General features: G+C 41.3%; 14 protein-coding genes. 10 read left to right on the top strand and 4 right to left on the bottom strand.

Translation table 11 applies throughout. The features are described 5' to 3' along the window. The first annotated feature begins 2 nt into the window (after positions 1–2). On the top strand, positions 3–1217 hold the full coding sequence (locus F887_RS03500; protein ID WP_005296555.1) for a multidrug effflux MFS transporter: 1215 nt from the start codon (positions 3–5) through the stop codon (positions 1215–1217). Between the two features lie 22 nt (positions 1218–1239). Here F887_RS03500 and F887_RS03505 read toward each other — a convergent pair whose 3' ends face one another. Then, entirely contained in the window at positions 1240–1944 is a 705-nt protein-coding gene (locus tag F887_RS03505; RefSeq protein ID WP_005296553.1) for a nitroreductase, read from the bottom strand. 423 nt (positions 1945–2367) lie between these two features. Here F887_RS03505 and F887_RS03510 point away from each other — a divergent pair, with 423 nt between their 5' ends. The 6 genes from F887_RS03510 (at position 2368) to F887_RS03535 (ending at position 11548) form a co-directional block, all read left to right on the top strand. After that, the gene (locus F887_RS03510; RefSeq protein ID WP_005296551.1) at positions 2368–3720 is read left to right on the top strand and encodes a DcaP family trimeric outer membrane transporter; all 1353 of its coding nucleotides are present in this window, start codon (positions 2368–2370) and stop codon (positions 3718–3720) included. Positions 3721–3909: 189 nt separating this feature from the next. Beyond that, on the top strand, positions 3910–5145 hold the full coding sequence (gene gltS, locus F887_RS03515) for a sodium/glutamate symporter (RefSeq protein ID WP_005296549.1): 1236 nt from the start codon (positions 3910–3912) through the stop codon (positions 5143–5145). 94 nt (positions 5146–5239) lie between these two features. After that, entirely contained in the window at positions 5240–6721 is a 1482-nt protein-coding gene (locus F887_RS03520) for an alanine/glycine:cation symporter family protein (protein WP_005296547.1), read from the top strand. A gap of 157 nt (positions 6722–6878) precedes the next feature. After that, positions 6879–7862: a patatin-like phospholipase family protein gene (locus F887_RS03525; RefSeq protein WP_005296545.1), complete on the top strand. Its 984-nt coding sequence runs from the start codon at positions 6879–6881 to the stop codon at positions 7860–7862. Between the two features lie 221 nt (positions 7863–8083). After that, positions 8084–9277, top strand: a complete 1194-nt coding sequence (gene sbmA, locus F887_RS03530; protein WP_005296544.1) for a peptide antibiotic transporter SbmA — start codon at positions 8084–8086, stop codon at positions 9275–9277. Positions 9278–9496: 219 nt separating this feature from the next. Continuing rightward, entirely contained in the window at positions 9497–11548 is a 2052-nt protein-coding gene (locus F887_RS03535) for a M13 family metallopeptidase (protein ID WP_005296542.1), read from the top strand. A gap of 56 nt (positions 11549–11604) precedes the next feature. Here the strand turns inward: F887_RS03535 and F887_RS03540 are convergent, their stop codons facing one another. Then, entirely contained in the window at positions 11605–12120 is a 516-nt protein-coding gene (locus F887_RS03540) for a chromate transporter (RefSeq protein WP_005296540.1), read from the bottom strand. Then, positions 12117–12689 carry a chromate transporter gene (locus F887_RS03545; protein WP_005296539.1) on the bottom strand — a complete coding sequence of 191 codons (573 nt, stop codon included), beginning with the start codon at positions 12687–12689 and terminating at the stop codon, positions 12117–12119. Before F887_RS03545 ends, F887_RS03540 begins: the two co-directional genes overlap by 4 nt. A gap of 99 nt (positions 12690–12788) precedes the next feature. On the opposite strand from F887_RS03545, the gene F887_RS03550 reads away from it, so the two are divergent. After that, positions 12789–13688 (top strand): LysR family transcriptional regulator, encoded by a 900-nt coding sequence (locus tag F887_RS03550; protein ID WP_005296537.1) that lies wholly within the window; start codon positions 12789–12791, stop codon positions 13686–13688. 13 nt (positions 13689–13701) lie between these two features. Here the strand turns inward: F887_RS03550 and F887_RS03555 are convergent, their stop codons facing one another. Next, positions 13702–14451, bottom strand: coding sequence for a DUF4850 domain-containing protein (locus F887_RS03555; RefSeq protein ID WP_005296534.1), 750 nt, complete (start codon positions 14449–14451; stop codon positions 13702–13704). A gap of 132 nt (positions 14452–14583) precedes the next feature. On the opposite strand from F887_RS03555, the gene F887_RS03560 reads away from it, so the two are divergent. Beyond that, complete coding sequence (locus F887_RS03560; RefSeq protein WP_005296531.1) at positions 14584–15648, top strand: DUF1176 domain-containing protein; 1065 nt, start codon at positions 14584–14586, stop codon at positions 15646–15648. Positions 15649–15684: 36 nt separating this feature from the next. After that, the gene (locus F887_RS03565) at positions 15685–16455 is read left to right on the top strand and encodes a hypothetical protein (RefSeq protein ID WP_005296529.1); all 771 of its coding nucleotides are present in this window, start codon (positions 15685–15687) and stop codon (positions 16453–16455) included. Positions 16456–16560: the final 105 nt, after the last annotated feature.

Genomic DNA, 16560 nt, shown 5'->3' with positions numbered 1-16560 from the left:
TTATGCAGGCCGAGCAAACCAATCAACGTCAATATTCAACAGCATGGATTTTGTTGCTTGCTTTGTTAACCGCATTAGGGCCGTTGTCGATTGATATGTATTTACCCGCTTTGCCTCAAATGGCAGACGAGTTTGGGGTAAGTACGCAAATGGTGGCGAATACCTTACCCGCGTATTTCTTGGGGCTGGCGATTGGACAACTGATTTATGGTCCTGTCAGTGACCGCATTGGACGTAAAAAACCGCTATATTTCGGTTTAAGCCTCTACGCTATCGCCAGTTTGGCATGTGCTTTTGCGACCAATGAATGGGCGCTGATTGCCGCACGTATTTTTCAAGCTCTGGGTGGTTGTGTGGGTGTAGTGATGGCCAGAGCAGCAATTCGCGATCGACTTGATATGCAAGGTTCTGCGCAAGCATTTTCAAGCATGATGATCGTCATGGGGTTGGCACCTATTCTTGCGCCAATGTTTGGTGCATGGATTTTGAATTTTTTCCCGTGGCAGGTGATTTTCATTACGTTATCTATAATTGGTGTGATTTGCTGGTTGTGTGTCCACTTCTTCTTTAAAGAGTCATTGCCTGTCGAGCGCCGTTTAAAATTATCTGCGTATCAAGTTACGACACTCTATGCTGCCATATTAAAAGATGAAAGTTTTCGCGTACCGATGCTTGCTGGCTGTTTAACAGGTGCGGCCTTATTCTGCTATATCAGTTCGGCTTCAGCGGTCTTTATGGGGCAGTATGGATTGTCTCAGCAGCATTTCTCTTATGCATTTGCACTGAATGCAGCGGGGATCATGTTGATGTCATCCATCAATAAACATCTCAACACTCGCATGGGAATTTTTCAACGCTTGCGTTTAGGTGGCTCAATTCAATGTTTTGGTGCATTGATTGTGTTGAGTGCAGGCTTGATGGAAGACGCACCACTTTGGTTGCTCATGTCGGGTTTATTCTTGGTGATTTCAGGTATTGGTTTGACTGGCCCAAATGCAATGGCATTGGCAATGTCTCAGCAAGGCGCACGTGCGGGAACTGCCAGCGCGATTATGGGCAGTATGCAATTTGCGTGTGGTTTATTGGGTGGCGTGATTCTTAATTTTCTGATCTGGAAAGCATCATTGAATATGGGCATCATGATGTTACTATTTACCAGTGCCGGTCTGTTTGCGATTATAAAGGTTGGAAAACAGCAAAGCAGTCTCTCAGTTTAGAGAAACTGCTTGAGTTAGCAGCTTAATCGAGAAACACCGTAAAGTTTTCTACGGGTTCGCGGGGCGTAATGAAGGTATTTACAATATGCTCAGGGTCTGCATAACCCAAAGCCACTGCACAGACTAACTCTTCATCCTCAGGCGCACCTAGGATATCTAAGACGATTGGATGGAAATGATTCCACGCTGCTTGAGGACAGGTGTCTAATCCACGTGCTTTGGCAGCAACCATGACATTTTGGATCATCATGGAAATGTCCATTTTCGAACCAATGCCCATGATTTTATTCACCGTGAAATACAACGCAACAGGTGCATCAAACAATTGAAAATTGCGCAGTTGCTGTGCTGCCATTTTTTCTTTTTCGCCTTTCTGGATACCTAGTAAACCATATAGTCCCCAACCGTTGGCACGACGACGATCAATAAAAGGCGAAATCCAAGTTTCTGGATAGTACGCAAAAGTTTCTGGATACTGTGCTGCAAGCTCAGGCTTTTGAAAAAGTTCAATTTGAGCTGCACAAACACGGTTAATCATTTCTGCACGTTTTTGCCCTGTAACCACATAGACTTTCCATGGCTGTACATTGGTGCCAGAAGGTGCACGACTCGCCACGGATAAAATATCTTTAATGGTTTGTGCTTCTACCGAGGTATCTAAAAAAGCACGTACGGAGTGGCGAGATGTGATGGCTTCATCTACATGGCGGACTTGTTCCGTGTTCATAAAAATTCCTTATCATTTGATCTTGTCATCTGAGCAAGACTATAAAGCAATCTGTTATATTTGATGAGGACTTTTCGTTTATTGATCTGATTTTGTTTAAAAAATGGCCATTAAAATAAATAAATTAAGCAAAGTTGTTGTGGCTTTTTTATGTTTTGTTAAGTTTGTGTGAAAAAGAAAACTAATAGTAACATAATGAAATCGAAAAATTATTTTATGATTTTAAGTCAAATGCCAAAAACTCCTTAAATAAAAAGTACACACAATATCCGAAATTTATGCATAATACGCCCTTTTTAAAATATTGATTAGGCCTTCCTTACTGATCAGGTGAGGGGATTTTCTATTTGCAGACATCTTGAATTTATCCAATTTATGTCTGTGGGAAATGTTGAAATATACACCATATACAAGGAGCTTCTCATGAGTTTATCTCTCATCCGTAAGCCGTTCGTAATGCAAGGTTTAGCAATCACTGTTGCAGCCTTAATGATGAACAGTACACACGCTGCTAGCGAGCAAGAACAGATTCAACAACTTCGTGATGAAGTGAAGGAATTAAGAGCACTATTACAGCAATATGTTCCCCAAGCAAAACAACAAAATAGCATTGCTCAAACGCAACAGCATTCCAATCTAGCAGAAACCCATCCTGATCACCCAGCGAATGTCTCGGTGGTATCTGAAGTACCTAAAAAATCACAATTGGTATTTAATACAGCTTCTGGCGCAGAAGTGAAATTGCATGGTTTCTTACGTGGCGATGCCTCTTACCAAGCCAAAGGTGGAGACGGAATCTTTAACCGTATCAATAAAGTCGATCTAGAAGGCGCTGAAAAGAACAGTGACCGTTTCTATAGCACGGCAACAGTAACGCGTTTAGGTCTTGATTTCAAAGCACCTGTTGAAGGCGCAAATGTTGGCGGAAAACTCGAAGTCGATTTCCGTGGCGGTACCAGCAATGACACCATTCGTATTCGCCATGCTTATTTAACCTTGAATGATTGGCTATTTGGTCAAACAACTTCAACCTTCTTGGCAACAGATTTACAGCCAGAGATGCTTGATTTTAACTCGCCATTGGGAATTGGTACTTATCGTACGCCAATGGTTCGTTACAGCGGCAAGTTTAATCCAGATACAAGTTATGCGATTGCTTTAGAAAAAGGCAATGATGACAATCGTGCGCCCGCATTAACGTCAAAATTGAAATATGATTTTGCTGAAGGTCAAGGGACCACGTCTGCACGTGCCTTACTGACCGAGGCGCGTAGTAAAGCGACTTATGACAAAGATAATAACCGTCTCAATGCGGGTGACTCTGAATTGGGTTGGGGTGTCGCAGTCGGTGCAAAATATAAATTCACTGATGCATTACAAGCCATGATTGACTATTCGCATGTCAAAGGTGATAGCAAATTCTTGTTGTATACCAACAATGCTTACAATGTAAATCCAAATAACTTTGGCTTAAATTTGAATGAATTTGATGCATTAACAGTGGGTACAACTTACCAAATCACGCCGAAACTACGCAGTACATTAGCCTATGGCGCAATGTTTGCTGATGACAGTAATGACTTTGCAAAACAGGCGATTGTCGCAAAAGATACTGCGCAGAATAAAACCTTGCAACAAGGTTGGTGGAATATCATGTATTCGCCGGTAACACCGATTACGTTTGGTCTAGAGTATATCTATGGCGAACGTAAAACCTTTGATGGGCAAAAAGGGAAGGATAATCGTGTAGGGGCAATGGCTCGCTATAACTTCTAAGCCATCTATCCTGTAGGTGTAATCATCCATGAAAACTTGATAGCTTATAATCACTGGAGTTCTTGCTTGGAACTGTATGCTTTTTATTAAGTTGATTGAGTTTTCACTCATTTTGAGAGTTACTATTTTATCTGTTATGGCGTGGTGAACAATCATCGCCATAACAAATAAAATAAACGGAAAGAAGATATGGAATTTACTTTTAATGGTTTCTATACCCTAATTTCGGCGGTTATCGTCTTGTTATTAGGGCGTTTGCTCGTTAATAAAATTGACTTCTTAAGACGCTATAACATTCCTGAACCTGTTGCAGGTGGTTTGGTTGCAGCTGTACTTTCACTACTTGTACACTCATTTTGGGGTTACAGCATTGTTTTTAGTAGTGAATTACAAACCAGTTTTATGTTGATCTTCTTTGCTTCGATTGGTTTGAGTGCCAATTTTATGAAGCTCAAAGAAGGTGGCATTGGGTTAGTGATCTTCTTGATCTGTGTCGCATCATTTATTGTGGTACAGAACGCTGTGGGTATAAGCCTTGCAACGCTGTTGGGTATTGATCCTTTGGTCGGTTTGATTGCAGGTTCAATCACATTGACGGGTGGGCATGGTACCGCAGGTGCATGGGGCGAGATTCTTGAAACTCAGCATGGGATTCAAGGTGCTTTAGCTTTAGGTATGGCAAGTGCAACTTTTGGTCTGATTATCGGTGGTATTATCGGTGGTCCATTGGCGAAATTGTTGATTAACCGCTATAGCCTGTCTCAAGCACATACACCAGCAGAGATCAAAGATCGCGATACGCATTTAGATCAACATCCTGACGAGTTAGCACCATTTGAAAATCCACATCAAGTCCGTTTAATCACTGCGGATAATGCCATTACGACTTTGGGTATGTTTGCTGCATGTCTCGCATTTGCAGAATTCATGACTGGTTTTAGTAAAGGAACTTGGTTCGAGTTGCCAACATTTGTTTGGGCACTTGGCGGTGGTGTGATTTTACGTAATATCTTAGAAAGCGTGCTGAAAATTGATATTTTTGATCGCGCAATTGATGTGTTTGGTAATGCTTCATTATCACTTTACTTAGCAATGGCATTGCTGTCATTGAAATTATGGCAATTGGCAGACTTAGCTGGTCCACTTGTGGTAATTTTAGGTGCGCAAACCATTACTATGGCATTGTATGCAGCATTCGTGACCTTCCGCGTCATGGGTAAAAACTACGATGCGGCAGTCTTGGCAGCAGGGCACTGTGGTTTTGGTATGGGGGCAACACCAACTGCAGTTGCAAACATGCAAGCGATTACCAATATGTATGGACCATCTCATAAAGCATTCTTGATTGTTCCGCTTTGTGGTGCGTTCTTTGTTGATTTAATTAACGCAACAGTAATTCAATTAATTTTGAAATTCTTTGCCTAAGTCGGATCAAAAGCCCCAAGTGGGGCTTTTTTGATTCATCCATTGTTATCGTATATGTACGGATGTACATAAAATATTTAAAAGCGAATAAGTGATGAATGAAAAATTAAATGACACCCTGATGGCTTGGGTAAGTTTTTTCAATGATCCTTTATGGGACTTCCTCGTTGTTTTCCTGCTTGCTGTAGGTATTTTCTATACTGTTGCGACCAAAGCTGTACAGATTAGAATGTTCTTCCACAGTATCAAGGTCATGAAGAGCAGCCGTACTAAAGGTGAAGAGAAAGATTCACATGGACTTACACCATTTCAGGCATTTGTAACGGGGCTAGCAAGCCGTGTTGGTGTAGGTAACATTGCGGGTGTTGCGATCGCGATTGCGATTGGTGGACCGGGTGCAGTGTTCTGGATGTGGTTTACTGCGATCTTGGGGATGAGCTCAGCATTTATTGAGTCATCACTCGCGCAGTTATTTAAGGTTAGAGATAGTAATAGTAAGCAGTTCCGGGGTGGACCAGCCTACTATATTACCCAAGGCTTACGTAGCAAGACCTTTGGTGTAATCTTTGCCGTTGCATTGATCTTTACTTATGGCTTTGTATTCAACTCAGTTCAGATCAATGCGATTGCCAATGCATCTTCACATGCATGGGGTTGGGACAAAGCCAATCTGATTGCACACTTAGGTGGTGTTGATCTAGAAATTTCATGGGTCGGTCTGGCACTTGTTGTTTTGGTTGCTTTGGCAATTTTTGGTGGTATTAAACGTATTGCTAAATTTGCAGAAATGTTTGTACCGTTAAAAGCAGGTCTTTATCTTGCAGTTGCAATGTATATTGCAATCAGCAATTATGAACTTCTACCAGGTATCTTTAAACTTATTTTCACTGAAGCATTCCAGTTTAATGCGGCAGCGGGTGGTTTCTTCGGTGCAATGATCTCGATGGCGATGATGCAAGGGATCAAGCGTGGTTTGTTCTCAAACGAAGCGGGTATGGGTTCTGCACCGAATGCGGCGGCAGCATCAGATGTAAAACATCCAGTGAACCAAGGTTTGGTTCAAATGCTCGGTGTGTTCGTCGATACCTTCATTGTGTGTACCAGTACAGCGATCATTATTTTGGTATCAGGTGTGTACCATGATGCGGGCTTCGTTGGTGTTGAACTGACCCAACGTGCACTGGAGACACAAGTAGGCAGTTGGGGCGGTGACTTCCTTGCGATCTTGTTATTCTTATTCTGTTACTCAGCTGTTCTAGGCAACTATGCTTATGCAGAAAGTAATGTGCAGTTTATTAATAACAACCCGAAAGTGATGTTCATCTTCCGAATCTTTGTGTTGGTGATGGTGTATTTCGGTGCGATCGGTAGTGTTCCACTGGTTTGGTCAATGGCGGACTTGTTCATGGGTATCATGGCAACCATTAACTTGATCGCAATCTTGCTGCTCACACCAATGGCGCGCACTTTGTTGAAAGACTATACCTCGCAGCTTAAGAAAGGGATTAAAGAGCCTGAGTTTAAGATTGATAACTATCCAGAGTTGAAGAAAAGAGTCGACTCTGATATTTGGTAATTCGATTTAACTCAAGTTTCGTCATATTAAAAAAGCTCCTTTCGAGGAGCTTTTTTGTGAAGTTTTTATGAAAAATACAAAAAATTGATACAGCATTTAGACTTGGCAAGCGCTAAAATTTGCTCAAGAAATATCGTAAATATGGCAATTGTTGCGTATGAAACAGCTTAAATTATGGACGCTTGGTCTTTCAATGACGATTTTGGCAGGTTGCCAAACCACATCTCATTTGACTCCAGTTGTTGAAGATGCCCAAGCTCAAGCTGTCAGCCAACCGTTTAGTTCGATTAAACAACAGCAAAAACGTCCCGTGATTGCATTGGTATTGGGCAGTGGCGGTGCACGTGGCTATGCACATATTGGTGTGATTGAAGTATTGGAGCGACAAGGCATTCGCCCTGACTTTATTGTTGGAACCAGTGCTGGCAGTATTGTTGGTTCTATTTATGCCAGTGGGAAAAGTCCTGCCGAATTACGCGATATTGCGTTAAAACTCAAAGCCAATGATGTTCGCGAAGTGAATGTCAGTCTAAAGGGTTTTTTTGATGGTAAAAAGGTTGAGGACTATATCAATCAACAAGTGCATAACATGCCATTAGAAAAGATGAAAATTCCCATGTATGTGGTCGCGACTGAATTAAAAGATGGCACCAGAACAGTCTTTAATTACGGTAATACAGGGCAGGCAGTGCGTGCTTCTGCATCGATTCCAAGTATGTTTGTACCAACCAAAATTCAGGATGTTGAGTATGTCGATGGCGGTTTAGTCAGTCCAGTACCTGTTCAGGTTGCACGTGAGCTTGGCGCAGATGTGGTTATTGCAGTTGATATTTTGGCTCAGCCGATCCATACCGAGACGAGCAATGTGTGGGGATTATTCAACCAAAACATCAATATCATGCAAGGGCGTTTGGCTGAAGAAGAGCTAAAGGATGCAGATATCGTGATTCAACCTGACCTACGTGAGAAGGCGCATATCTTTGATGTCAAAGGCCGTGAGCTAACCATGCAGGCAGGTGCGGATGCTGCAAATGAAAAGTTAGCTGAAATTCAATGGGCAATTCAAAGTAAAACTTTTTCATCGCCAACGGAACGGCAAGATATTGCCTTGAAAATGAGTACGGCATCACCGCGTCAATAAGTCTAGGGTAGCTTCGAATGGGCTTAACTGATTGAGTCCATTTACTAAACTGATATTCAGGCAAAAACAAATTGTAAATCATCAACAAAAAGCTATTAAAAAGAGAGAAAAACAGGTAAATAACTACAAATCATAAAACTTTTTTATCAGTTAATTTTAAGTTTTAGGTCATAGGATGACCTATTCGATTAATTGCAACATGACAAGGATTGTTAAACACGATGTTTAAGTCATTCTTTCCGAACCCACGCCTATTTTTTATTTCAGTGCTTGTGTGGTTAGCACTCAATATGCTGCTCTGGTATACAGGCGGTCATAGTTGGGGTGAATATCTAGGTTTTCCCAAAGGCTATGCTGATGCGGAATTACCCATTGATGTCAGTCGCTTTTGGGCTCCTTCCTTTATTTGGTTTTATACTTGGTTTTTTACCGCAACTGCTCTATTTGCTGGTTTCTGGCGTATCTTTTCAGACAATAAATGGCAGCGTTGGTCAATCTGGGGCTCTGCTTTTATTTTGTTTAACGTTTGGTTTTCGGTACAAGTCGATGTCGTATTGAATGCTTGGTATAACCCCTTTTATTCATTAATACAGAAAATGGTTTCGAGTGGTGGTGGTGATTTAAAGCAGCTTTATAGTGGAATGTTTACTGTTATTTTGATAGCCATGGTCTATGTCACCATCGCTATATTGAATTTATTTTTTGTTAGCCATTATATCTTTCGCTGGCGTACAGCAATGAATGATTATTATACCCAGTATTGGGAGCGACTACGTCATATAGAAGGTGCATCTCAGCGTATTCAAGAAGATACGATGCGATTTGCTGGGACTTTAGAGGGGCTAGGTGTAAGTTTGATTGAGGCGATTATGACTTTAATCGCCTTTTTACCGATTTTGATCCAGCTTTCAGTTCACGTCAAAGTTTTACCTATAGTTGGCGAAATTCCCCATACACTAATGATAGCTGCTCTAGGTTGGGCAATTTTTGGAACCGTAGTCTTAATGGTAGTTGGTGCTAAGCTTCCAGGGTTGGAGTTTAATAATCAAAAGGTTGAAGCTGCATATCGTAAAGAGTTAGTTTATGGTGAAGACCATGCTGATCGAGCTGATCCTTTAACGCTAAAAGAGTTATTTAGTAAGGTACGTTTGAACTACTTTAAATTGTATTTCCACTATACCTATTTTAATTTAGTGCGGATTTGGTATTTACAATTGGATAATTTATATGGGTTTTTTATTTTAGCACCATCAATTGCAGCAGGCGCGATTACTCTAGGGATCATGATGCAAATTCTGAATGTTTTTCAACAAGTAAGAAAATCATTTCAATATCTTATTGCCTCATGGCCAACGATTATTGAGTTGCTATCAATTTATAAACGTCTTCGCACATTTGAAAAAACGTTAGATTAGTTTGAATGACCTAATTTTAGTCAGCCTTCAGTTGATGTGAAGGCTTTTTTATTGGCTATATGCTGAGTGGATTTGTTTCTTATGTGACGTTTGCATATGTATTTCTGTGAAAATGACTTTATTTGAGCGTGTGCTTTAACTATAGTCCCTTGATAAAATTAATGATCTTTTTTCATTTCTCTCTTGCATAGCTTAGAACTTAAATAAATAGGATAAATCATGAAACCTGCATTGCTCAAAAGTGCATTAGCGCTTGCACTGACTGCTTGTACCGCACATGTATGGGCAGACCAAGCAATTAAATCCTCTCCAACTCAAAAAATCTCAGGTATAGACCAGCAATATATCGATCCAAGTGTAAGTGCCCATCAGGATTTCTATGATTATGTGAATGGAACCTGGCTTAAACAAACGGAAATTCCTGCTGATAAAGCAAGTTGGGGTGCATTCAATGAGTTGCATGAATTATCAACCAATCAATTGCATCGTATCGTTGACGATTTGGCTACACAGAAATGGGCCGCAGGTACGGTCGAACAAAAAGTTGCAAGTTTGTATGCCAGCTTTATGGATGAAAAAGCGATTGAAGCGCAAGGCATCAAACCTTTACAACAGGAGTTGGCACGGGTTGATGCACTTCAAAAGAAACAAGATTTTGCTCAATTAATGGGGCATTTCTCGCGTATTGGAGTCAGAACACCATTTGATGTCAGTATCGATCAAGATATGAAACGCTCTGATGTGATGATTGCAGGTTTAGTGCAACGCCGACTCGGTTTACCAGATCGCGATTATTATTTAAAAGATGATAAAAAGTTTGTCGAAACGCGTGCCAAATATCTCAAGCATATTGAACGAATGCTTCAACTGGCAGGTGATCAGCAAGCCGCTCAGCATGCAAAAGACATTCTAAAGCTTGAAACGGAATTGGCCAAAATCCAATGGAGCAATGTTCAGAATCGTGATTTATCTAAGCGTTACAATATTTATCCGCTCAAAGACTTAACTAAGTTAAGTCATCGCTTTGATTGGGATACTTATCTAACGACTGTGGGTGTAAAAGATAAAGTTCAGACGATTCAAGTTCACCAGCTCAGCTATTTCAAAGCGTTTGATCCAGTCTTGAATAAAACACCGTTAAATGTTTGGAAAGCCTATTTCAAATGGAACTTGATCAGTAATTTTTCACCATTCTTAAACAAAGCGTTTGTAGATGAGAGTTTTGAATTTTACGGTAAAACCTTACGTGATGTCGCAGAGCAAGAAGTTCGCTGGAAGCGTGGTGTACAAACCGTGAATGCAGTATTGGGTGATGGTCTGGGCAAAATCTATGTGGAAAAACATTTTTCTGCAGATAAAAAACAGCGCATGGATACATTGGTTCAGAATCTGATACAGGCTTATGATCAAAGTATTAGTCAACTGGATTGGATGAGTCCTGAAACCAAAGTACAGGCCAAAAAGAAATTAGCCAGCTTATCGATTAAAGTGGGTTATCCAAAGAAATGGCGTGATTATTCAGCTCTGGATATTAAAGAGGGTGATTTGATTGGCAACGTGATTCGTGCCAGAGAGTTTGAACATCAAGATGATTTAGATAAGTTAGGCAAGCCAGTTGATCGTGATGAGTGGTTTATGACACCTCAAACCGTGAATGCTTATTACAATCCATCCTCAAATGAAATTGTATTTCCTGCTGCGATTTTACAACCGCCATTTTTTAATATCGATGCTGATGATGCGGTGAATTATGGTGGAATTGGCAGTGTCATTGGTCATGAGATTAGCCATGGCTTTGATGATCAGGGCAGCCAGTTTGATGAATTGGGCAATATGCGTAATTGGTGGACCACACAAGATCACAAACGCTTTAAAGCTAAAACACAGGCTTTGGTGGCGCAGTACAATGCTTATGAACCAATTGCAGGTTATCACGTCAATGGTGAACTGACTTTGGGTGAAAATATTGCAGATAACTCAGGTCTATCGATTGCTTATAAAGCCTATCAAATTTCCTTAGCAGGCAAGCCCGCACCCGTGATTGATGGGCAAACAGGTGAGCAGCGTTTCTATATGGGCTGGGCGCAAGTTTGGCGTGCCAAAACCCGTGAAGCTCAAGCGATTGTGTATTTAAAAACAGATCCACATGCACCCGATAAAGTTCGCGCCAATGGTGCTTTAGTCAACCAAGCGCCGTTCTACGATGCCTTCAAAATCAAAGAAGGGGATAAAATGTATTTGGCACCTGAACAGCGCGTCAGTATTTGGTAGTTCAATTTTTAGCAATAAAAAAACCTGCATCGGGCAGGTTTTTTATAGCTGCTGACTTAAAGGAAGGCAATTCCAAGTCCTGCACCCGCAGCCATCACCCAGAGCGGATGAATCTTTTTAAACATGCCGAGGATTGCAGTAACAATCACGATCATCACCAGTAACAGGTTTTGTGCAGATGCATCGGCAATCAACCACGCACTGACCAGAACCAAACCCACGGTAATCGGTTTCAAAGCTTTTTCAAAACGAGCACGTAACGGATTAGCTTTAAAACGCTCCCAGAATTTAAGTGCATAAATGGTAATAATTGAAGAGGGCCCAAACTTGGCCAGTGAGGTGACCAATAATCCTGCTGGCCCTGCGACATGCCAACCAACCAAAGGCACAATCATCATATTGGGGCCAGGTGCCGCTTGGGCCATCGCAAACAGTGAACTAAATTGCTCCGCAGACATCCATTGATGTACTGTTACCACCTGATGCTGCATCTCAGGCAAAATGGCATTACCGCCACCAAACGCCAGTAGGGAAAGTTGAGTGAATACAATGGCAAGGGTGAGTAGGATCATGATTTTTTCACTCCTAAAACCAACATGTTAATGGCGAGCAAAATAGCCAAAGTCAGTGCCAACGGTAGCTTGATCCAAATCATAAACACGAAGGTCAATCCAATCGTGAAAATGGTCAAATAACTTTTTAAAATGGGCCTGAGCATTTTAAATCCTGTTGCAAACAATAAGCCTGCTGCCGCTGCGGCTAGACCTTGGATCAGATGTTTGACTGCGGGGAGGTATTGAAAATACTCGTAGACTTGGTAGATGATCAGGACGATTGCAGTCGGTGCGGAGATCAAACCAAGCACTGAACTGATTGCACCTTTTACACCTTGGAATTCCATACCAATTGCAACTGACATATTGATGATGTTTCCACCCGGTAATAATTGGCAGACACCAAGTAAGTCGGTAAATTTACCTTCATCAATCCATTTGTGCTCTTCAACGATGATGCGATGTGCCAAGGGTAAAACACCCCCAAAACCCATCAATCCCAATTTCATAAATCCCGTGAATAGTGCCTTACAATCAGGAGCAGTGGTGAGGGGCTCATTCTGTATTGATAGGGCTTGGGCTTTCATTGGACGACCTTTTGTTCAACCTTGTGAGCTATAGAATGGATGATTTGTGGTATATTCACAAATGCTATTTTTGCTGTTATCTATACTTTTAAGGTATGTATGATTGATATTCACAAGCTCAATGCATTTGTTGCGGTTGTTGAAGAAAGTAATATTTCTAAAGCAGCTGTTCGGTTACACATGCAACAACCTCCACTGACCCGATTGATTAAAAGTTTGGAAGAGGAGCTAGATACCGCTTTGCTCAAACGTCTGCCACGAGGTGTGGAAGTGACCGAGGCAGGCAAAGCTTTATATCAAGAAGCGATCACGATTTTGGCGCATGCACAGTCGATTCCGAAACGGGTTAAAAACATTGCCCAAGGCTTGGAAGGACAGATCAATATCGGTTTTACTAACTCCGCAGGTTTGCATCCCTTTCTTCCTGCATTATTGCGTCAGTTCCGAGAGAAGTTTCCTGCTGTTGCCATCCATTTGGAAGAGGACAGTAGTACGGCTTTAACCGATGCGGTGATCAATGAAAAACTGGATATCGTATTTTTACGTAAACCCGCCCCAATCCATGCACAAGTACAAAGTATTCATGTTTTGAATGAACCTTTAATTGTCGCATTACCTAGCAATCATCCGTTAACGGACAAAGAGGGGGTAATCCGCTTAGTCGATTTAGAGCCTTATGAGTTTGTGCTGTATCGCCGTATTGCTGGGCAAGATCTGTTTGATAATATTTTGGCAAATTGCTATCAGGCGGGGTTTAGTCCCAATATCGTACAAGAAGCACCACGCTTAACCTCCAGCCTGAATTTGATTGCTGCGGGGATTGGGCTTTCGATTGTGCCTGCTTCGATTCAGGACTTTTGGAATAAACAGATTATCTATCGACCTTTAGAAGCAAAGAAACCCTGTATCGCACCGATTTATGCGATTTGTCGAGCCAAAGAAAATAATATTCGGGTTGAACATTTCTTGACTCTACTCAAAGCCAGTCAAGCGGTTTGAAAGCTATTGGCTGCTAATGGCTAAAGTGATAGAAGTTTAAAACCGGCCCAAGCAAGTGCTGTTGTGATTTATCCAGAGTTACGATGATTTCTCTAAAATCGAATGTGTCCTCGTCATGGTATTTGGCGACGCCATGGGTTTTATTATTCAAGTTAGGAATTTGATAACTAAAGAAAGCCACTTGTTTCGAAGGATGCACTACATTGATTAATTTCTGCGAATCTTTATAGCCGCCAAATTCATTTTCAACACTTTCTTTTAACAGGCTAGGAAAATAAAGCGTGGCATTGGGCATGCCGCAACCGACACAGAAGGATGAATCGTATAATTCTATGGCTTGTTTTTGATTTGGGCTCATTAACAGAGCCGAACCTGTACCATTTGCCCCAGCACTTGCTTCCGCGTCGCGCCAATCTTTAGGGACAAGGACCAGACCAATTTCAGGAAGCGCAAATAATTTAAGTTGCTTGGCCAGATTAGGTGCAAGCTTGAAATCAAAATGACAGCTTTTTGCGGTACAGCTTTTAAAGTCTTTGAGTAGACCATCATCAGCAGGATTGAGTGCGGTGACGCCATAAAAAGGAACGCGGACATCATTGGCAAAGGATACTTCACCAAGTGCATAAATTTGATTTATGGCTTTTCGCTCTTGGGCTGTATTTGAAAATTTGGGAAAAACTGGTGTGAAATTACGCACCTCTGCATGTGCCATTGCAGTTGAGCCAGCCAGTAAAATAATAGAGAGTAAGTGGGCTATTTTCATTTTAATTCAGTGTTTTGAGTTTCAGTTCAAATTAACATATTCTTGAATACAAGAACCTACAACCAGATCAATTGAAAAGATTTAGAATATTTTGACTGAATAATAAATAAATTGCATTGAGAAATACGTCTTATGAACAAGATCCTTTCAGCCTGTTGCTTGCTTGCGATAAGTGCCAGTGCTTTTGCCCAAGACATCAAGGGGATTTCATTCTTTCACCAAGATTGGGAAATTTATTGTAGCAACACTGGGACTTGCCGTGCCGCGGGTTATCAGAATGAAGAATATCGTAATGAACCTGCTTCTCTGCTGTTAACGCGTCAGGCTGGCGCACGACAGCCTGTTCAAGTCGAATTTGCACTGGCGCGTTATGAAGAGCCTTCTTTTCCCGCAGCCAAACTTAGAAATATTCACTTCTATGTCAATGGTAAAGATTTTGGGCCAGTTGCGGTAGAGGGAACTGAATTCCCATTGATGGGACGTTTGTCCGGACAGCAGGTCAACGCCTTATTGCAGCAGTCCAAGAAAAAGACTGAAATCATTTTTAAAAATAATACATTGCAATGGCAAATATCCGATTTGGGCATGACTGCTGTATTGCTCAAAATGGATGATTTTCAAAAACGTATTGGGACTGTGGGTGCATTGATTAAAAAGGGAAAAGCGGATGAATCACATGTCTTAACGGCACAGCCAAAATTTACGGTAAAACAGATCAAAACCCCAAATAAGCCATATTTAACTTTGCAGCCGAATCATAAACGCTATCCGGCGTTATATAGTAATTTGATGGCAGCACAGCCTATCCCAAAACAGGAGGGATTTTGTGAGGGGATTTATGATGGTGATGCAACAAAGCCTCAACCGATAGAGTTGTATAAACTGACCAATAAAAAAGTGTTGGCGATGACCTTATGTTGGCGTGGTGCCTATAACGAAGGTTATGGTGCATGGGTTTTGGATGAATCACTCGTAAACAAAGCCAGCTTTGTGACTGAACATGCTTCTGAGTTTTATGCAGGCATTATCAGTAGTTCACAAAAAGGTCGTGGCATTGGTGACTGTTGGTCGAGTGATGAATGGGTGTGGGATGGACAGAAGTTTGTACATACTAAAGATATGTGGACGGGGATGTGTAAAGGACTTGCTGCGGGTGGCGTATGGGAGCTCGATCAAGTTGAATCCATTGTCAAATAATGCGGTAAGTCTATAAAAATAGCCTAAGGAAATATCATGCTGAAGAATAAGATTGCGCTGGCTACAATGATTTTGGTGGGGACATCCGCCTGTTTTAGTACATCTGTTTTTGCTGCACCTTTACAGATTCTTGAATTTAAAAAGGGGCAATTGAGCTCAACTGAACAAAAACAACTCTGTGAACAAGTGAAAGCGCTGTGTCAGCAAGGTGTGCAATCGCGTAGCCTAAAAACTTCAGACCAAAATTTATGGATATTATCAAGCCGTAATGATATTGCTAGATTTAAATCTACATCTGCAGGTCTTAAATTAATCGGTAAATGGAGTATTGTGACAGTTGCAAGCGACGATAGTCGCCATAAGCAATATATATTTCCTAAGCTTTTTCCACTCACTCAACAGCGTTATGCGATTGCAATCATCGATCAGTTTTCTGAGATGTATTCAGGTGGTGGGGCTGGAATTGAACGAGCCAGCTTTTATGAGTTAGAGGATTCGGGCAACGAACGTCCTTTTATTAAAAATTATCCTTTTAGCTTTAATCGTATGATTCGAGCTTGTTTCTCGGAACAGGATTATGAAAGTTCTAAAGGTAAGTGCCATGATGAAGATGGTCTGAGTCTGGATATTCATCCGATCAAGCCGATGGTCTGGCAATTTCGTTATCGCTATAGTCTGGATGTCTCACCTGCATCAGATTCGGGTGGGAAATCGTTTGAAGGTAGTCGCAATCTGAATATTGATTTAAATAAAGCGCCCGAGCAGCCAAATATTCCAAAAGAATGGGATTATGCTGGTATGGAATAAATGTGCATTCAGGAATATAGGATTGTTTTAGCGGGACATTTTACATTTTGCCAAAGCTTTAAGGGCGTGGGCTTACGTAATTTACAGCGTCATAACAGATGATCT

It is taken from the genome of Acinetobacter sp. NIPH 2100, assembly GCF_000369805.1.
In the GTDB taxonomy this organism is placed as follows: Bacteria; Pseudomonadota; Gammaproteobacteria; order Pseudomonadales; family Moraxellaceae; genus Acinetobacter.
The sequence above is the reverse complement of the archived record's forward strand: the minus strand, read 5'-3'. Positions and strand labels throughout refer to the sequence as shown.